An 18,028-nucleotide genomic window follows, 5' to 3' on the forward strand; every position below is an offset into this window, starting at 1 on the left:
CGTTCCCGATGCCCTCGGTCGGATCAACAAACTCCACATGATCCCCCTCGAAGAACTCGGTCGTCCCCGCATCGACGTCGTCATTAACTGTTCCGGTGTCTTCCGCGACCTGTTCATCAACCAGATGAACCTCCTCGACCAAGCCGTGAAAATGGCAGCCGAAGCCGATGAACCCTTGGAAATGAACTTCATCCGCAAACACGCCTTAGCCCAAGCCGAAGAAATGGGCATCAACCTGCGACAAGCCGCCACCCGCGTCTTCTCCAACGCCTCCGGCTCCTACTCCTCCAACGTCAACCTCGCCGTCGAAAACGGTACCTGGGACAATGAAGGCGAATTGCAAGAGATGTATCTCAACCGCAAATCCTTTGCCTTCAACTCCGACAACCCCGGCGTGATGGACAACGCTCGTCAAATCTTTGAAACCACCCTCAAAACTGCCGAAGTCACCTTCCAAAACCTCGACTCCTCCGAGATCAGTCTGACCGACGTATCCCATTACTACGACTCAGACCCCACCAAAATCGTCGCCAAGCTCCGAGATGACGGCAAAATGCCCTCTTCCTTCATTGCTGACACCACTACCGCCAACGCTCAAGTTCGCAGCCTCTCCGAGACTGTCCGCCTTGACGCTCGTACCAAGTTACTCAATCCCAAATGGTACGAGGGAATGCTCTCTCACGGCTATGAAGGCGTCCGCGAACTCTCGAAACGCTTGGTGAATACCAGCGGTTGGAGTGCAACGGCTGGTGCGGTGGATAATTGGGTATACGAAGAAACCAATGACACCTTTATCAAGGATAAGGAAATGTGTAAACGGTTGATGGATCTAAATCCCAACTCGTTCCGCAAGATCGTCTCGACGCTCCTTGAGGTGAATGGGCGCGGTTATTGGGAGACGAGTCAAGAGAATCTCGATATGCTCCGCGACCTCTATCAGGAGGTTGAAGACCGGATTGAGGGTGTTGAGTAATCTCTGATTTAAGTTAAGGACGCTATTCTACTAGCGTCCTTACTTTTATGCGTGCTAGCATCAAATTATGTGAGAATGAAAATTCCCAACAGCGATCGAGCAGTAATAGAAGCATCTAAACTAACTGAATATTTACTCAACACCGAGCACAAACGTGTTGGAGCCAAGGCAAAGTTACTAATTCAATTTGGTTATTCGATCGAGAACTGGCAGCAGCTAGAAACGGATATCCGCAGATTTCATTTAACTGAAGATGTCAATCTAATCACCGAAACTGCCTATGGTACCAGGTATCAAATTAGTGCTAATCTTATCACCCCGGTCGAACGACTGCTATTTGTCAAAACAGTTTGGCAAATAGATATAAATACCGACTTCCCTCGGCTCATAACTTTAGTTCCTGACTAGTTATATTTGGAGAATAATATGGATTTCCCTCTTTACTCAGATGTAATTTTATTGTGCGATCTCCCCGAAGAAAGCCTATCTGTAGGTGATATTGGGACAGTAGTAGAAAGACATGATGTTGATGGATTAGAGACTGGCTATAGTGTCGAATTTTTCGATATGTTAGGAAATACAGTCGCGATCGTAACTTTGCCCATGAGTTGTTTACGCAGTCCCTCGAGTGCAGATAGACCTACAGTAAGATTGATGGCTAATGTTGGGTAAATTAGTTACAGCTTCGTCTCAATTAGTTAATCGCATAGTATTGAACATCATAAAACCAGAGTCTTATTCTAAATACACCAGCGCGAGTTTTATGAACGTATCGATGTTTGTATCCACGACCTTCAATCCCACCATTGATGTACCGATCGCACCATTGAAGAAAATCTGCAACTCGAATCTTTGCTGGTAACTTTACACTCACAGATTTTTGCGTTGTTTCAGATTTTTTAATGAATTGGATATTTATCTTAAATTCTTTAGTACATTTTGTTGTGTACTTTATCGATCGATCTCTCAACTGCTCGGGACTCAATGGATCTAAACCTAATTTAGATGAGTAACTAAGCCTCATATAGTAATCAATCATTTCATCATAATTAATTTCTGCTTTTACAGCTTCCAGCCCTTTTGCTACTTTGCTACGCTTAATTTCTGGAATTTGTACTATGTGTTTTTTCTTTGTATCGGCATTAGTTAACTCAAAAAATATATCTCCTGTTGACTGGCTGACTGTTAAGTCAAAAGTAAAAAATTCAAAGTCCAGTTTATTATATACTTTGTCTACAAAGTTGTGTGTGTGAAATGATGGCGCGATCGCAATTAGTTTGACTGGCTTTTGATAATCTATTCCATCTAATTTGGGTTTCCGCTCTATTAACCCATGATAATATCTCGTGAGTTGTTGAACGATATATCTATCCTCGGCATTTTTCAACTCAATAATAGTCAATCTTTTGCGCTCGTCAGTTGCTAAAGCATCACAAATCTCAGTGCCGATTCGATACTGTCTAGCGATCGGTGATAGGTTTATCAGTTTATCTAAGTGGATATACACAAAGTTTTCAAGCTCTGTCTCACTTTTAAACTGAAATCCGCCATCTTTTTTCTTAATTATTATACTCACAGCGCAAATCGGGATCTCGATCGATAATATAGCTAGTATTCCCATTTGTAGTTGCAAAGATAACAGAAGAGGTTTACGCTTTTGTAAAAATCTCGATCTTGGCGCGATATTAGAGTTGAGATACGTGCATACTAGACTCGATCGATTTTGAGTTAAAATCGCCACAATGGTACTCAAAACCTGCTAAATTAAGCTGAATCTAATACTCAGCTATAAAGTAACTGCGCTCGATGGCAATTAGGAAAAATGATGAATTCGAGGCTATTTATCCCACTCTCAATATCGATGGATTGACATTCCTCGATATTGTCGATCGAATCGAACGAGAAGTGCGTTAAAAGTATGGCTCAAAGAAAATATGAACACTAGTAATACAGAGCGAGCGATAGATTCTGAAGTCAATATAACATGCGGTAGTCAATTAGATGAATACTGGAAAAGATATGAGGAAATTATCGAACGAGATCGAGAGGGAAAAGCTGTTGCTTCAGATGAGGAGTTTGAAAACGATAACTTGGATTTATAGTTGTCGATCGATTCGAGCTAAAATTATCAGATAAAAACTTATTTATTGTCATTGCTAGTCCTTTTGCAGCTAAAAATGGTACACCATTTCCAACACTTTTAAACATATCAGTAAGAGACATGTCCGCTGGCAACTCAAATTCAGGAGGCAGTGATTGAATCGCTAGAGCTTCTGCTACCGATATTCTTCTTGCTTGATAAGGGTGTAAATGAACTTCATTGTTTCCATAACAAGCTGTAGGTGAATATCTCCATCTATGTAAACGCTTATAGGATTTTTTGGAATCATCACCTTCAAGCACAGATAAAAATCTAACAAGTCCAGCACGAGGTGTAAAACAGTGCCGACTATTAGGATAATGATTTACATCATTTTTTTCAAACCAATGCTGTACTGTTAAATTGACAGGTATTCCAGTAGGACAAGTTAAAGATAAATTTTCTCCAAATGGATCTGTTTTAGACCAAGGATAGGACTGGATCTTCTCTATCGAAAAAAATTTGTTTCTATCCCATGAAAATTGAGACCCTAATTCCTGACTCGATTTCATTGGTATTAAATCCGCTTTAAATCCAATAGCGACTGCTCTTTCCCTACTTTGAGGAACGCCATATTCTAAAGCATTAATCAGACTATCTGTAATCAAATATCCATTCTGTTCTAGTCTTAATCGCATTCGATCGTAAAATAATCGATGTTTAGCAGTAGACCATAAACCTTTAACATTTTCAAACAAAAAGAAATCTGGTTGATATCGACAGATAAGTTCGACATAAGTCTCTGTTAATTTACCTTTTTCTCCCCCACCACCTCTATTCTTGCCACCAACTGAAAAATCTGGACAAGGTGGCCCAGCGATAAACCCGATCGGAGAACCGTCCTTTTTTGCGTCAATTAATAAATCTCTAAACTTCGCTGCCTTCTCTGGTTCAAGTAAAGTAGCCGCACTACACAGATCGTACCCATATTCTGGCTGTGATAATTTCATCTGACTCCGCGAGTACTGATAGCCACCTAAAAATGATGGTTCGATCTCATTAACATAGGCAATGTCAAAGCCAGCCATTTCAAAGCCTAGATCGAGGAAGCCAATACCAGCAAAGAACGAGAAAATTTTCATCATCTGCCTAATGAAGGAGGTTATGAGTTAAGATTATTACAAATTAGTTTAGGGTATATCAAGTTATTTTATCTAAATTAATTTGTGATCGAGTATGGGATTGACCGATTCTCACTCTGAGAGGCTACGCCAACGCATCGTCAGTCTCCGCAAACAGCACAATCTATCTCAAAGGGATATCGCTTACGCATTGGGAATAACAGACCAGACGGTAAGTAACTGGGAACAAGGACGCAGTGAACCTAGATTGACAATTAGACAGGTAGTTTTGCTATGTCGTATTTTAGACTGTTCTTTGACCGATCTCGACGATGGCGAAGATTAATCAAAATCCTAACCGCTAGCCTCGGCAGATATGCTAAATTTGTCGGATGGTTCCAAGCTAAGATAGCTTGATGAAGTCGAACCGATCGCCAGTTACAGCTCGATGGATTGTCAATTATTAATTAACTTAGATGCGTCAATCTACACTCCATCAATTAAAAGTATTTGAAACTGTTGCGAGATTAACTAGTATTACTCGGGCAGCAGAGGAGTTATCTTTGACGCAACCAACCGTGTCGATGCAAATCAAGCAGCTCACTCAAAACATTGGCATCCCGCTATTCGAGCAAATCGGTAAAAAGCTCTATCTCACCCAAGCCGGACAGGAATTATTAATTACCTGTCGCGAAATTTTTAATGAATTGTCTCGGTTTGAGATGAAAATTACCGACTTTCAAGGTTTGAAGCAGGGTAAACTCAAACTGGCAACGATCACTACTACTAAATATTTTATGCCGCGCGCGATCGCGCCTTTTTGTCAACTCTATCCTGGTGTAGATGTTGCCTTAGAAATCACCAATCACGAACGGGTGCTAGAGCGATTGAGTGAAAATCTGGACGATCTTTATATTATTAGTAAAATTCCCGATCGCTTAGATGTGGTGTTACATCCATTTTTAGAAAATCCCTTAGTAGTCATCGCCCCCAAAACCCATCCCCTCGCTCAAGAAAAAAATATCCCGATTTCCAAGTTACAAAACGAACCATTCATCATGCGCGAACGTGGCTCGGGTACCCGTGATGCTGTCGAACAGCTCCTAACTAAGCATGGGGTATCGGTAAAAGTACGGCTGGAACTAGGCGGCAATGAAGCAATCAAACAAGCAATTGGTGTAGGTTTAGGGATTTCGGTACTATCCCAACATACCTTTACACACGAAGCGGCGCTATCTGGCTTGACAATTTTGGATGTTCAACATTTCCCGATCGAGCGTCATTGGTATATTATCTATCCTGATAATAAGCAATTGTCCATTGTTGCCAGTACTTTCTTTGATTTTCTCCAGCAGGAGTCACAAGCGATCGCCAATAAGATGCACGAGATAATCGGCAAATGAGTACTAGATTTATATTGCCAAATTAAGAATATTTGCTATGATTTTATCCTAGACTGATATCTGAGATCGCGATCGAAGTACTACTCTATTTTTAATGAGATTGAAATTAAACTTCAGTTGATGTCCTAAGTGAAGTTAATTAACTTCTTGTCTAAATAATTTACCATTCAAGTCTCGATCTGCCAACAATTGCCAATAATATTTATATACTTGAGAATATATACTTCTCAACTCAGTCTTTAACTTAAGAATTGAGCGATCGAGAGCCGATCCACTTACTAAATGAATTGCTGTGATAGATCGATTAGAAGCTAGTTTCGACCGGGTATTGGCAGGCTTAATCCAGAGCCTCCAGGCAGACGAACAATTTACATTACGCTTGCAGGGTGAGGTCAGTCAATTTACTCGCTTCAATCATGCCAAGGTGCGCCAGACAGGCATCGTCACCGATGGGAGTCTCCAACTAAAGTTGATTGCCCAGCAGCGGAGTAGTTCGGTAGAGTTCCCCTTTACTGGCGACTCAGAAATCGATCTGGCCCAAGCTCGTGCCGCGTTGGCATCGCTGCGTTTAGAAGTGCCGCAGTTACCCATCGATCCTTATTTAGTATTGCCCACGGGGACGGCTACCAGTCATGAGGTACATGCTGGGACACTATTGCCAGATGCCGAAGTAGTAACTACTTTGTTGCCAGTGGTAGCAAATCTGGACTTCACGGGTTTATATGCTGGCGGAGTGGTGATGCGCGGTTATGCCGATAGCAGCGGGCAAAAACACTGGTTTGCTACCCAGTCATATACACTCGATTACTCGCTATTTACCAGTACCGGGCAAGCTGTCAAAGGTACTTTAGCTGGCAGTCACTGGGATGATGCGGTTTACCAAGCGAAAATTACCGAGTCTAAAAATCAACTCACTCGGTTAGAGCAACCATTAAAAACGATCGAGCGGGGCAAATATCGCACCTACCTAGCTCCAGCGGCGACTGCCGACCTGTTAGGGATGCTGTCTTGGGGAGGAATTAGCGAGGCGGCTTTGCAGCAGGGTAGAAGCTGTTTTGGCGCACTGCAACGCGGCGAACAATCGCTCTCATCCCAATTGACGATTTCGGAAAATTTCCAACGGGGATTGGTACCGCGATTTAACGAACTGGGCGAAATTGCCCCAGCGAACCTGACGCTGATCGATCGAGGTAAATTGGCAAATACCCTCGTTAATGCTCGTACCGCTAAAGAATATCAAAAACCCGCCAATGGCGCAAATCGCGGCGAATCCCTCCGCTCGGCAGAGATCGGCATCGGAGATCTCCACCCAGAGCAGATCTTAGCAAGTTTAGATACAGGATTATACTTATCCAATCTCCATTATCTCAATTGGAGCGATCGACCGACTGGTCGAGTAACTGGGATGACTCGCTATGCCTGTTTCTGGGTCGAACGGGGCGAGATCGTTGCGCCGATCGCCAATTTACGCTTTGATGAGAGTCTCTACCGTTGTTGGGGCGATAACCTGATGGCATTGACAAATAGTGTGGAATTTATTCCCGATGTCGATACCTATAGTCGTCGGCAACTCGGCGGTAGCTGGGTACCTGGATTACTAGTCGAGGATTTTACCTATACACTCTGAGCCAAAGCCGCAATTTTTGGCAGCTCACGAGCGAACCTCCTTTTTGTGGGCATAATAACTTATGTCCCGACGATCGCTAAGCTACCAACCGATCCCATGTCCACACCAGAAGACCAATTTATCATTCATTTCTGGGGCGTACGCGGCAGTATTGCTTGTCCGGGAACCGCCACAGTCAAGTACGGCGGGAATACGCCCTGCGTGGAAATGTTAGTCGGTGGCTATCGGCTAATTTTTGACGCGGGCACCGGGATTCACGTCCTCGGGCAATCCTTACTCAGTCATCTTCCCGTCAGCGGACATCTATTTTTTTCCCATTCCCATTGGGATCACATTCAGGGATTTCCGTTCTTTTCCCCCGCATTCATGGAGGGAAATGAATTTGATATTTACGGCGGTGTAATTCCCCACGGCGTGACGATCGAACACCGATTGCACGATCAGATGAATCAGCCCAATTTTCCCGTACCATTACAGGTAATGGGGGCAAATTTACGGTTTCACAATCTCGACTATAACGACGAGATAAAATTGGGCGATGTAACTATCGCGACAGGCATGTTAAACCATCCCGGCGGCGCGATGGGATATCGCGTGAGCTGGAGAGACTATGCTGTGGCTTATATTACCGATACCGAGCATTTTCCAGACAGACTCGATCGCAATATCTTAGCATTAGCCGATCGCGCTGACGTTTTAATCTATGATTCGATGTATACCGATGCCGAGTACCATCATCCCCAAACTAGTAAAGTCGGCTGGGGACATTCGACATGGCAAGAAGGTGTCAAAATTGCCCGAGCTGCTAATGTCAAACAGCTAGTTATTTTTCATCACGATCCCAATCATAATGATGAATTTATGGACGCGATCGAGGTAGAATCACAACAGACTTTTGCTGGATCGATCGTCGCCCGTGAAGGGATGAAAATCTTAGTTACTGATCAAGTATCGATCGCTAATTAATCAGTTTCCTCCTCACTTTTAAACTTCATTTGCGCCCAAGTCAATTGTTTAACCTTATCGACATTACCCTGACTCGCCGCCTCCTTGAGATCGCGCTTTTCATGTGCGATTGCGATTGCCTCTTCTTTCGATCGCGAACTACTATCAAAACACTTTTCGAGGTTTTCAAAAACCCCCCGCCGTGATTTGGTCGCATGTTGACGTTCGGTATCGAGTAATTTTGCCATCAATTCCAGGTGCATAGCATCATCACTACAGATTTCTTCCAAAATCGACCACTCATCCCCACCTAATAATTTCTTTTCTTGAATACGATTATCTTGAAAAGTCTTGCCCATTACCTCCTCATAAATTCGGGGTAAACTGTCATCAAACTCATGCTTTTCCTCTAACCAAATTCGTCTGATTTCGCCTAACTCTTCATCAGTAATCAGCGTAATATCCTGCATATCTAGCGGTGCAGTTTGTCGAATTTGTACCTGCGCCTCCAGTACCCGCCGCAACCAATGTTCGCGCCAAAACTTAGTATATGGCCCTGGGATTGGCACTACTTCAGTTACTTCTTTATCTTCTTTAGACTTACGCTCGAATAGTTCGACCTTACCATAGATCCGCCGAAAATCTCGCTTGTCGCGATCGTCATGAATATCTAATTCATTACGAATATCTAATAATGGTTGCAACCATTCTTTGTCTTCATCATTCTGAATCATTGCCTCCATCGATTTATCTTTGCTCACGAGCGTACACACCCAGCAGCCAAAGCGCGAATCGCCACAGCTAGGGGTAGATGTATCGACGACTAAGGGACATTCATTATCGGCAGTCGCACCTCGATAGAGAGTAAATAAATCCTGATTATTGCCACCCCAAGGATTGGGAAATTGCATCAGATACATCCACACCTCATCAGTCCGCCAATCCTCGATCGGGCTGTAAATTAATGAATTAGGGAGACGGGCATTAGGACTGAGATAATCTCTAACTCGATTTTTCTCATGCTTTTTCATTGTCATCGCACGCTTGCTACTTTCAGCTTTGCGAGTACCTAAAACTAAGATAGTTTCACCATTTACCTGTACTACTTCACGAATAAATCGGTTAGCAGGATTAATTTTTAATCGATCGGTACACCATCTAAACCCATTTCTAGGTGCAGGATAACCCTTGCCAATTAAATTACTCCAGAACGTATCTTTAACTACTGGTTTGAGTAGATGCGCCTCGATCGGCAGTTGAAGTAGTTCTGCTTGAGTTTTTATCTGCTCGATACAACGGCGAACCCAATTAGATACTATCGGATTTTCTACCTGCGTATCGGTAGTAATTACATAAACCTTTTTTTTACGCTTTTCTATCGGTAATGTAGCGATCGCATTCCAGACAAGCTGTAAAATAGTACTAGAATCTTTTCCCCAAGATACACCTAAAATCCAGGGAATACTATCAATGCAGTAAAGCTCTTGGATTTCAACAGTTAACTTACTAACATCTTCTATGAAATCTGCGACACTGCGCTGTTCGAGTGGTAGTGTGGTAGCTTCTGCCATACAAGGTAGTCTCTGAGTATACAATTTTGCAATAATGCAAATAGATGAGATGTTTTCACCTCACCTATTTACATTATATCAATAATTAGGTTCGGTATTAATTTAGGCTAATTCCTGTTTGTCTTTCAATTTCAGAGATTGCAACTTTGATGGCTTTATTAATTGCTGCTCTCTGTGCAATTATTCTTTTACCACCTTTATCATCATCAATCACCACGCTATTTTCCCATAAGCTACAAGTCCGTCGATAATCTAAATTAGCTAACGCCTTAATTAAGATTGAGTTTTTCTCTTCTGTAAAATTATTTTCAGATAAAATTAAATGCCCAATTCTACTAATGATTATAAAACCCACTGAATTAAAATCAATTCTCTCTTGACGCAGATTGTAAAAGTTTAATAAATTATTAGATTGAGATGGCGGCTGGAATAACAGGCTCCAGGTAGTATTGTTTCTGGCAAACTCAAGATAAAAAGACTTAGCTTTTTCAAGAGAAGCTTTGTATACCGCCAAATCTTCTACTGTATATGAATCTAAATTCTTATTACTCGTTCCAAATAAAAATTCAGACACACCAACTCTTAATTGACTCATAGTAAAAATGTAATTAACATCTTTACCAACCGTAGTTGATATTTTATCGATTCTACCCTTGAATATATCTAATTGTTTGGTAAGGTCGCGAGTAATTTTAGATAGAAAATCACTAACATCAAATGATGCCCTTAATGCTGGAGGAATAGGCTTATTCTTAGAGCAGTCAGCGAAATCTTGATGAATTTGCTCCAGATCCTCTTCCTGAACGACTAGGACTGTCACACTATCATTATATAGCTCTGGTCTTTCTATTACTGCATTTTCAATTGCTTTAAGTCGATGTTGACCATCAGTAACATATAACAATACGTCACTAGAAATTACGGCATATCCAAACTTAACAGATCCACTCCCAAATGCAAACACTTTGATTGGAGTATCCGAATTGAAAATAAACGGGGGTAAGATATAAGCCTCTGTATTTACCAGATACTTTGCTATTTCTTTAACATGAGGCTGCATTAGAGGTCGATTCATCATCTCTTCTGCATTGGACTTATTTTTTTTACCATCTGCACTATTTAACTTTGCAATTTCGAGAAGTAGTTTTAACGATAGCGAAAATGCTAAGTGCGTTCGATTGCCTTGTTCGTAGACATGACAGATGAATAGTCTCGCGCCAGAAGTCGCGGCACTCCGAGTCGCCTGATCGAGTGCATCTCTTTCAGTCTCTAGAAAAATTACATTGGTATTAGGAGATTTACTGTCCATGATGGTTAGTCCTGTGTGAGTAACCATAACGATATCTCATGAAAATAGCAATTGTCAAGACAATCAGTCCATTTTTGGGCTGAATGACTAATTTTTAGCCGAAAATACTAAATTATCAGTCTAAATCAGTAATGATATGCGTGGTTTAGGCGTACCTAGAGTTTAGAGCCTGTAACTATCTGATTATTTTCGCTCATCTAGTCTCAGAGTTGGCATGGCGACAGTATTCCATTCGTAGTAGTAGGAACCTGATGTTGTTACTATGTTTTCTGAAAACTTTGGTACACTTGATGTATTACGGCAAATGCTGGGAGCTTATAGGTAAGAAAAATGTTAACTACTCTAGAAGGCGTTTATCGAGACGGTCGCATCGAGCTAAAGAGTTTGCCTAGCAATGTTGCCCAAGAGACTAAGGTAATTGTAACTTTTATTGAAGATACTACTGTCGAGCTAGCTGCGCGGGGGATCGATCGATCGCAAGCAGAATCATTACGCAATAGCTTGACTACTTTTGCTGATGATTGGGACAGTCCAGAGATGAGTATTTATGACAATTATGATGCCGCCAAATCCCAGCTATAAACAAGGCGATGTTGTCTTAGTACTTTTCCCCAATTCCGATCTAGTTACAGCCAAAATTAGACCCGCAGTGGTAGTTCAATCAGACAATTTGCAAACAGGTTTTCCCCAATCGTATTCACCACCAATTAGTTCGGGCGTAACGCCAACTAGCAAGTCCTCAAGTTGATACTTTTTCTTAACTGGCGAGATTACAATCTTGTTGTTGACTACTTCGACATTTACTTCTGTACCAACAGTCAAACCAATCTCGGTTGCTACAGGCTGAGGAATTCTCACTCCCAAGCTATTACCCCACTTATTGACAATCTCAGTCATATCAATATTTTAGTTTATCCTATCCTATGGGCATATCCTTGTAAACCGATGTGGGTTGTCGCAACGCGGATATCGATGATGTCAATTCTATTTCCACATGCGGATATCAAAATTAAAAAGCTGTGGACGATTGATTAATCTTACTCACATGTATACACCGTGTCTGATGGCATTAACCAAATCGATTACCTGTTCTAATCCGGCTGCGCTATCTAATAGCGTAGCCGGAGTAACGCCATCTAAGGCGGGGTTCTTTTCTATCAGCCAACTTTCAACTGTATCGCTATCGCCAAAGACATCTAGAGCATGAATTTTGGCTTGCCGTAAATAAATTTCCGCTTGATATTTGCTAATCTCTGTCTCCAGTTGAGATTTAATAGCACTAATATCTGCTGTAATAGTAGCTTCAGACATATATTTAAATCTACTTGAGTAGTTAGGTTGAATCTTATTTTCAATTAATTATAACTCTAAACAGTTAGGCATAATTAAGACCGACTATCTAAATGTTCGATTAGAGTTTGGCGCATAATGTCTACAGGAGCTGGCTGTTGAAACCATAATTCAAAAGCAATGGCTCCCTGTTGAACTAACATTTCCGTACCATCGATCGAGACTAATCCAGCGGCTTGTACTAGTTGGAGAAACCGAGTCGGACGGGGTGTATAAATCAGATCGTAAGCGATCGAATTAGCACCGATTGTTTGGAAAAATTCAGCACCGATCGGACTATTTTCGATGTGGGGAGACATCCCGATCGGCGTACAATTAATAATTAATAAATCATCGCGATCGCTAATAGTTGCTAACTCATCCCACAGACAAGTCTCGATCTTTACAGGTGTGTGAATGTCGCAATTACTAACTCTAAGTTCGATCTGTTGCCAACTCGACTTGAACTCTTCAAGTTTAGCGGCATCTCTACCAAATACCTGAATCTTACCGCAGCCTAACTGATGGCATCCTGCGACTACCGCGCGAGCTGCGCCCCCATTTCCCAAGACTACTGCCGTTGTCTGTCCCCAGTCTCGTGCTAGTGCCATGAGCGGGCTGATAAATCCAGCTACGTCAGTATTTGTACCCTGCCAGCCAGCGGGGGTATGCCAAATCGTATTTACGGCACCTACGGCTTGTGCCAACGGGGTAACATGCACCAAGAGGGGCATAATCGCTTGCTTGTGCGGAATGGTGACGCTACAGCCGATGACACCGATGCTGGCAAAGCCATCTAAGGCAGCGGCTAGATGAGCTGGCTGGACGCAAAATGGCACGTAGCAGTTATCTAGACCTAGCTTGGCGATTGCCGCATTATGAATCAGCGGCGAGAGGGTATGCGAGATTGGATTGCCGATGACACCTAATAACTTTGTAGCACCAGTAATTTTGGGCATTGCTCGAACTAGTAAAAACGCTACTTTCTAGATTAACTCAAGCTTGTAGGTAAAGTGTTAGCAGCGAGCGGAGATTGCGCTTGGCAAATGAGTAGAGCGCATACTGAGTCAACGCGATCGCCAGTCTAGATAAAATTGCGAGTAGAATAGTAAGTAGGGATTGGTAAATATTTTCAGGAGCACCAGCAACAATGATGCAAGTAGATATCGGAATCGATGCAGATACTCGCGAGGAAATCGCGGGTGGGTTGTCTCGACTATTAGCAGATACTTATACTTTGTACTTGAAAACTCACTACTTTCATTGGAATGTTACGGGGCCAATGTTTCAAACTCTCCACTTGATGTTTGAAACTCAATATAACGAACTAGCTTTAGCAGTAGATCTGATTGCCGAGCGGATTCGGGCATTAGGATTTCCCGCACCTGGCAGTTATAGCGAATATGCCAAACTCAGCTCGATTCCCGAAACAACTAGCGTACCTAAAGCCACGGAGATGATTAAACTCCTCGTTGAAGGACAAGAAGCAGTTTGTCGGACGGCTCGATCGATTTATCCTAGTGCCGAAAAAGCTAGCGATGAACCGACAGCCGATCTACTCACCCAACGGTTACAACTACATGAAAAAACTGCTTGGATGCTCAGAAGCTTGTTAGATAGTTAAGTAATTATCGCCAATCTGCTTCGCAAATAGGTAGGGGTAATTCATGAATTACCCCTACCTATTTGCGAAGTATCTAGTGACTATTTTAAATGAGTAAAGATCGAAAATTAGACCGGACATTGCAATTGCAAGCATTAATGCAGCAAGTCGGGATTATGAGTTTTAAGCAGTTATATCAAGCAACCGGAACTTCCGATCGCACTATTCGTAAATTACGATCGGGTGAAATAGGCACTATCCGCTGGCAAACATTAGTCAAAATCGCCAGCATTCTCCGGATCTCCGTCACCGAAGCGATCGCCACCTTTGACGGGCAATCTAACTCTACAGCCGATCGCCAAGAATTAGCAACCCTCCAGCAAGAATATCAACATCTCCAGCAGCAATTTAACCAACAGAGAGCAACCCTCGAAGCTGAATTTCAATTTCAAAGTTTACAGACGATCGAGTCTTTTTTAACTTACTTTCCAGCGGCTAAAGCTGCCGCCATGAATAATCCCGATTTTCCCGCAAGTAAAATTTTCCCATTATTAAAATCGATCGATCTATTAATTCAGCAGTGGAATGTCACAGTAATTGGTGAGATCGGCGAACAGATTAGTTACGAGCCGCGCTGGCATCAATTAATCGAAGGCATGGCAAATCCAGATGAATTAGTTACCGTTCGATATGTTGGCTATCGACAAAGTGACAAGCTGATATTTAGAGCCAAAGTTAGTATTTAAATTTAGATTTGGATCCTAGCAGCGGTTTTAACTACCCATTAACCGTACGGTGTCAGCAAACGTTTTTACCTTGGTTCCCCTATCTCCTGACGTATCTACTTGGCTCGATCGATAACTCCCCTGTACAATGGCGATTGACACAGTTTTAGAGATCGTAGGACAGGTATCATGGGCGAAAATTTAACAGAACTATTAGAACCGCTAGCCAGTCAATTTCGCGCCCTCAATCTTCCCGAAGCACTGACTCACTGGGGACATCCGTTCTTTATGAGTATCGTCATGTTTGCGATGGGTGGCTATGGTGCCTATGCTGGCTGGAAAGGACGTATTTTGACGGCGACAGATCCCAAAACCGCGATCGAAAGTAAGTCCGAGCATCGGAAAATCATGCCAGCGATGTTTGCCTTCATGGCATTTGGAGCGACTGGCGGAGTCTTGTCATTAGTCATCCAAAAACATGCCGTGATGTCTAGTCCTCACTTCTTGACAGCTACCTTACTGCTGACTTTTCTGACGATTAATAGCTTAATTTCCTTCACCGGGTTCGGCGGTAATAAGCCCGAACTGAGGAAAGTCCACGCCTACTTTGGGAGTGGAATCTTGGTATTAATGGTCGTCCATGCCATGATGGGCTTGAGATTGGGCTTGTCGATCTAGACTACTTTACCCGCTCGAAATACCGTAGGGTGTGTTATTACAAAGGGTAACGCACCTAAACCTAAGATCGATCGCAAACTACCCGAAACCCAAAATAAGAGCAGCGATGATTGGGCTGGTAATAGATCCGCGCTGCACTCCGACAATAGCTCGGCTTACTGTACCAGGAACCCCCTCGCAACACACGGGTGGGGTTAGCTTCATTAGCCCAAGCACTGCCATCTGCGGGGGCACCTATGTAGCTACCATGATAATTGTCGGCGCACCATTCCAAGATATTTCCGTGCATGTCATCTAGCCCATAGCCATTAGCGGGAAAACTCCCCACGAGGGTAGTTTCTTCACTGCGATAGTTGGCGACTTCCAGACTAATTGTTTCCCCAAAATAGAACGCTGTCGTCGTCCCCGCTCTACAGGCAAATTCCCATTCAGCTTCGGTAGGGAGTCGGTAGTGACGAGCGGTTAATTGAGATAATTTCTGGCAGAACTCGATCGCATCATGCCAGGAAACCGTCTCTACAGGTCGATCGCCGCCCTGAAAATACGCGGGGTTACTTCCCATCACCGCTTCATATTGAGCCTGTGTTACGGGGTTTTTGCCCATGTAGAATGAAGGTACGCTGACTCGATGCTGCGGTCGTTGAGCGGCACTACTACCGTCTTCCAATTCCGGCGCGCCCATCATAAAAGTTCCGGCTGGAATATTTACCATTTGTAGCCTGACGCCACCACTTAATTCTTCAAAGAAGCGATTGGCTTGCCCTGAAGATTTTTTGACTATTAACTTATTACTACCCCACAAAGTTTTACTGCTAACTAATCGTGCCGTCTCAAATCCAAATGGTTGTAGCTCGGGAATGTTAATGCGATCGTGAGGCTGAGATTGCTGTCTGGCGATTGATTCTGGCGAAATTTTTGCTTGTCGATCGATATTTACAGCAACAGGATCTCGAACTCCAGCAACTTTTGCAGCAGCTCGATGTGTACCTAATGCGACTAACACATCACTTGCCGATTGATAACGCTGAGACAAGGCATTGGCAATCATTTTATCTAAAATCTTACCCAAGCTTTCATCAACAATGTTATCGACTAAATAATCACGCCAAGCCCAAGCATCCTGACTCAAATCGAACAGATCGAAAGGCGAAACCTGAGTCAATAAATAGATACAAGTCACACCCAAACTATAGATATCGCTGGCAAAGGCTGGTTTACCTCGGACTTGCTCTGGAGCCACATATTCAGGACTACCAATGACAGTTCCCGTCTTGGCAAGCATCGTTTGAGTAGCCTGTTTCGCCGCCCCAAAGTCTACTAATACCAACAATCGATCGCTTTGCCTACGGATGATATTTGCTGGCTTAATATCCCGATGAATAATTGGCGGCGACTGATGATGTAAGAAATTTAAAACTGGTAGTAACGAGAATAATAATTCCCGAATTTGATGCTGGTTAAAAGCTCCATCTCGAACTACTTCCTGCTGTAAATCCTGCCCATCGATAAACTGCTGGACTAAATATGGTTGCCCTTTAATATCAAAATAAGCAAACAGTTCGGGAATCTGTGCGTGTTTCCCCAATGTCTCCAGATGCTTTGCTTCTTCATAAAACAGATCTAGCGCAGTCTGCCGAATTTTCGCGTTGTCACTGTTAAAAGAAAACTGTTTGATAACGCACAGCGGCTGATTTGACTGGTATTCATCTACTGCTTTGAAAGTCTTCCCAAATCCACCTTGCCCTAGTAGCTTTTGAGCGCGATAGCGATCCTTGAGGAACAGTCTCGCTCCACAAGCCAGACAAAAGTTGGTGTCATGGCTATTTTTAGTAGGAGCGGGGCAGAGAGGATTGATACAGTAGCTCATAGCTGGCGAGATATCGATGCGGAAAATTTAGCGGTGGGCGTCTTACTAAAGTTAGTATGCCCCTTGAGCTAGAACATAACGTCAGTTCGATCGGGATGCGTGATGTTAAATTAGATTTGGGACATTAGCTGGTAAGTATATGACTATTACTGCTTATAAATGGTCGATCGATCGATATCATCAACTAATTGAGATGGGGCTACTCGATGATGCTCTTTCGCAAGGGCTATCCCAACAATCGGTAGAACTTTTACAGGGCGAAATTATTGTTATGTCTCCAGAAGGAGAATCCCATGCTTACTACAACACTGAGGTAGCCGAATATCTGCGTGAGTTGCTAGGAGCTAGAGCGAAAATCCGCGATGCCAAGCCAATTACTTTACCAAATGATTCGGAACCTGTGCCCGACATTGCCATCGTGCAACCACTGGGTACGATATATTTAGAACACCATCCTTATCCTGAAAATATCTTTTGGTTGATTGAATTTGCCAATACTACCATCAAGAAAGACTTGGGATTGAAAAAAGAAATCTATGCAGCAGCAGGAATCCTCGAATATTGGGTAGTCAATCTGCAAACTACCGAATTAAAAGTTTTTCGAGATTTAGTAGATGGAACGTATTGTGAAAAATTGACCTTTACTAATGGTACGATCCAGCCGCGATCGTTTCCAGATAAGATCGTCGATATCCAAAGATTATTGAGAGCGTAGCTAATTCGCTACCGATAATTTTGACTTATGCTTGCGATCGATAGTTGCTCGGATATAATTGGCTTATCTGCAATTGTAAATA

At 42.8% G+C, this 18,028-nt stretch carries 20 protein-coding genes; 12 read left to right on the plus strand and 8 right to left on the minus strand.

The features are described 5' to 3' along the window. From RMO35_RS15960 to RMO35_RS25395, 3 genes are all read left to right on the plus strand, one after another. Window positions 1-973, plus strand: a 973-nt coding sequence (locus RMO35_RS15960; protein ID WP_309742313.1) for a cobaltochelatase subunit CobN, incomplete at its 5' end; no start/stop codon positions are given. Window positions 974-1,048: 75 nt separating this feature from the next. Continuing rightward, complete coding sequence (locus RMO35_RS15965; protein ID WP_309742314.1) at window positions 1,049-1,381, plus strand: DUF6883 domain-containing protein; 333 nt, start codon at window positions 1,049-1,051, stop codon at window positions 1,379-1,381. A gap of 18 nt (window positions 1,382-1,399) precedes the next feature. Further along, a complete protein-coding gene (locus tag RMO35_RS25395; protein WP_396135024.1) occupies window positions 1,400-1,645 on the plus strand; it encodes a DUF4926 domain-containing protein in 246 nt (81 codons plus the stop codon). 22 nt (window positions 1,646-1,667) lie between these two features. Here the strand turns inward: RMO35_RS25395 and RMO35_RS15970 are convergent, their stop codons facing one another. Continuing rightward, window positions 1,668-2,549, minus strand: coding sequence for an endonuclease NucS domain-containing protein (locus RMO35_RS15970; RefSeq protein WP_309742315.1), 882 nt, complete (start codon window positions 2,547-2,549; stop codon window positions 1,668-1,670). Between the two features lie 452 nt (window positions 2,550-3,001). Continuing rightward, window positions 3,002-4,195, minus strand: a complete 1,194-nt coding sequence (locus RMO35_RS15975; RefSeq protein WP_396135683.1) for a DNA cytosine methyltransferase — start codon at window positions 4,193-4,195, stop codon at window positions 3,002-3,004. Window positions 4,196-4,295: 100 nt separating this feature from the next. Between RMO35_RS15975 and RMO35_RS15980 the strand changes: the two genes are divergently transcribed. From RMO35_RS15980 to RMO35_RS15995, 4 genes are all read left to right on the plus strand, one after another. Then, window positions 4,296-4,520: a helix-turn-helix transcriptional regulator gene (locus RMO35_RS15980; RefSeq protein WP_309742317.1), complete on the plus strand. Its 225-nt coding sequence runs from the start codon at window positions 4,296-4,298 to the stop codon at window positions 4,518-4,520. A gap of 130 nt (window positions 4,521-4,650) precedes the next feature. Beyond that, entirely contained in the window at window positions 4,651-5,577 is a 927-nt protein-coding gene (locus tag RMO35_RS15985) for a LysR substrate-binding domain-containing protein (protein WP_309742318.1), read from the plus strand. A gap of 292 nt (window positions 5,578-5,869) precedes the next feature. Continuing rightward, window positions 5,870-7,204, plus strand: a complete 1,335-nt coding sequence (locus tag RMO35_RS15990) for a metallopeptidase TldD-related protein (protein WP_309742319.1) — start codon at window positions 5,870-5,872, stop codon at window positions 7,202-7,204. Between the two features lie 96 nt (window positions 7,205-7,300). Continuing rightward, window positions 7,301-8,170 carry an MBL fold metallo-hydrolase gene (locus RMO35_RS15995; RefSeq protein WP_309742330.1) on the plus strand — a complete coding sequence of 290 codons (870 nt, stop codon included), beginning with the start codon at window positions 7,301-7,303 and terminating at the stop codon, window positions 8,168-8,170. Here the strand turns inward: RMO35_RS15995 and dndC are convergent. Both dndC and RMO35_RS16005 read right to left on the minus strand, forming a co-directional pair. Continuing rightward, a complete protein-coding gene (gene dndC, locus RMO35_RS16000) occupies window positions 8,167-9,720 on the minus strand; it encodes a DNA phosphorothioation system sulfurtransferase DndC (protein ID WP_309742320.1) in 1,554 nt (517 codons plus the stop codon). The genes RMO35_RS15995 and dndC overlap by 4 nt on opposite strands. A gap of 97 nt (window positions 9,721-9,817) precedes the next feature. Then, complete coding sequence (locus RMO35_RS16005) at window positions 9,818-11,029, minus strand: DNA sulfur modification protein DndB (RefSeq protein ID WP_309742321.1); 1,212 nt, start codon at window positions 11,027-11,029, stop codon at window positions 9,818-9,820. Window positions 11,030-11,359: 330 nt separating this feature from the next. Here RMO35_RS16005 and RMO35_RS16010 point away from each other — a divergent pair, with 330 nt between their 5' ends. Continuing rightward, a complete protein-coding gene (locus tag RMO35_RS16010) occupies window positions 11,360-11,611 on the plus strand; it encodes a hypothetical protein (RefSeq protein ID WP_309742322.1) in 252 nt (83 codons plus the stop codon). Between the two features lie 75 nt (window positions 11,612-11,686). On the opposite strand, the gene RMO35_RS16015 is transcribed toward RMO35_RS16010, so the two are convergent. The 3 genes from RMO35_RS16015 to RMO35_RS16025 form a co-directional block, all read right to left on the minus strand. Continuing rightward, on the minus strand, window positions 11,687-11,926 hold the full coding sequence (locus tag RMO35_RS16015) for an AbrB/MazE/SpoVT family DNA-binding domain-containing protein (RefSeq protein ID WP_309742323.1): 240 nt from the start codon (window positions 11,924-11,926) through the stop codon (window positions 11,687-11,689). A 144-nt stretch (window positions 11,927-12,070) separates the two neighbouring features. Beyond that, on the minus strand, window positions 12,071-12,340 hold the full coding sequence (locus RMO35_RS16020; RefSeq protein ID WP_309742324.1) for an MbcA/ParS/Xre antitoxin family protein: 270 nt from the start codon (window positions 12,338-12,340) through the stop codon (window positions 12,071-12,073). 74 nt (window positions 12,341-12,414) lie between these two features. After that, window positions 12,415-13,317, minus strand: a complete 903-nt coding sequence (locus tag RMO35_RS16025; protein ID WP_309742325.1) for a shikimate dehydrogenase — start codon at window positions 13,315-13,317, stop codon at window positions 12,415-12,417. 191 nt (window positions 13,318-13,508) lie between these two features. Here RMO35_RS16025 and RMO35_RS16030 point away from each other — a divergent pair, with 191 nt between their 5' ends. The 3 genes from RMO35_RS16030 (at window position 13,509) to RMO35_RS16040 (ending at window position 15,364) form a co-directional block, all read left to right on the plus strand. Further along, window positions 13,509-13,982, plus strand: coding sequence for a Dps family protein (locus RMO35_RS16030; RefSeq protein WP_396135077.1), 474 nt, complete (start codon window positions 13,509-13,511; stop codon window positions 13,980-13,982). A gap of 89 nt (window positions 13,983-14,071) precedes the next feature. After that, complete coding sequence (locus tag RMO35_RS16035; protein WP_309742326.1) at window positions 14,072-14,707, plus strand: helix-turn-helix transcriptional regulator; 636 nt, start codon at window positions 14,072-14,074, stop codon at window positions 14,705-14,707. A gap of 168 nt (window positions 14,708-14,875) precedes the next feature. Further along, on the plus strand, window positions 14,876-15,364 hold the full coding sequence (locus RMO35_RS16040; RefSeq protein ID WP_309742327.1) for a DUF4079 domain-containing protein: 489 nt from the start codon (window positions 14,876-14,878) through the stop codon (window positions 15,362-15,364). Between the two features lie 61 nt (window positions 15,365-15,425). Here the strand turns inward: RMO35_RS16040 and RMO35_RS16045 are convergent, their stop codons facing one another. Continuing rightward, window positions 15,426-17,231 (minus strand): bifunctional serine/threonine-protein kinase/formylglycine-generating enzyme family protein, encoded by a 1,806-nt coding sequence (locus tag RMO35_RS16045; protein ID WP_309742328.1) that lies wholly within the window; start codon window positions 17,229-17,231, stop codon window positions 15,426-15,428. 139 nt (window positions 17,232-17,370) lie between these two features. Between RMO35_RS16045 and RMO35_RS16050 the strand changes: the two genes are divergently transcribed. Beyond that, window positions 17,371-17,946: a Uma2 family endonuclease gene (locus tag RMO35_RS16050; protein ID WP_309742329.1), complete on the plus strand. Its 576-nt coding sequence runs from the start codon at window positions 17,371-17,373 to the stop codon at window positions 17,944-17,946. Window positions 17,947-18,028 lie beyond the last annotated feature (82 nt).

This window comes from Chamaesiphon sp. OTE_20_metabat_361, assembly GCF_031364565.1.

Coding starts and splice junctions, on each gene's coding strand:
- RMO35_RS16020 (WP_309742324.1), bottom strand. CDS start 12,340: ATGTCTGAAGCTACTATTACAGCAGATATTAGTGCTATTAAATCTCAA.
- RMO35_RS16040 (WP_309742327.1), top strand. CDS start 14,876: ATGGGCGAAAATTTAACAGAACTATTAGAACCGCTAGCCAGTCAATTT.
- RMO35_RS16015 (WP_309742323.1), bottom strand. CDS start 11,926: ATGACTGAGATTGTCAATAAGTGGGGTAATAGCTTGGGAGTGAGAATT.
- RMO35_RS16010 (WP_309742322.1), top strand. CDS start 11,360: ATGTTAACTACTCTAGAAGGCGTTTATCGAGACGGTCGCATCGAGCTA.
- RMO35_RS16035 (WP_309742326.1), top strand. CDS start 14,072: ATGAGTAAAGATCGAAAATTAGACCGGACATTGCAATTGCAAGCATTA.
- dndC (WP_309742320.1), bottom strand. CDS start 9,720: ATGGCAGAAGCTACCACACTACCACTCGAACAGCGCAGTGTCGCAGAT.
- RMO35_RS16005 (WP_309742321.1), bottom strand. CDS start 11,029: ATGGACAGTAAATCTCCTAATACCAATGTAATTTTTCTAGAGACTGAA.
- RMO35_RS16030 (WP_396135077.1), top strand. CDS start 13,509: ATGATGCAAGTAGATATCGGAATCGATGCAGATACTCGCGAGGAAATC.
- RMO35_RS15995 (WP_309742330.1), top strand. CDS start 7,301: ATGTCCACACCAGAAGACCAATTTATCATTCATTTCTGGGGCGTACGC.
- RMO35_RS16045 (WP_309742328.1), bottom strand. CDS start 17,231: ATGAGCTACTGTATCAATCCTCTCTGCCCCGCTCCTACTAAAAATAGC.
- RMO35_RS15985 (WP_309742318.1), top strand. CDS start 4,651: ATGCGTCAATCTACACTCCATCAATTAAAAGTATTTGAAACTGTTGCG.
- RMO35_RS16050 (WP_309742329.1), top strand. CDS start 17,371: ATGACTATTACTGCTTATAAATGGTCGATCGATCGATATCATCAACTA.
- RMO35_RS15975 (WP_396135683.1), bottom strand. CDS start 4,195: ATGAAAATTTTCTCGTTCTTTGCTGGTATTGGCTTCCTCGATCTAGGC.
- RMO35_RS25395 (WP_396135024.1), top strand. CDS start 1,400: ATGGATTTCCCTCTTTACTCAGATGTAATTTTATTGTGCGATCTCCCC.
- RMO35_RS16025 (WP_309742325.1), bottom strand. CDS start 13,317: ATGCCCAAAATTACTGGTGCTACAAAGTTATTAGGTGTCATCGGCAAT.
- RMO35_RS15965 (WP_309742314.1), top strand. CDS start 1,049: ATGAAAATTCCCAACAGCGATCGAGCAGTAATAGAAGCATCTAAACTA.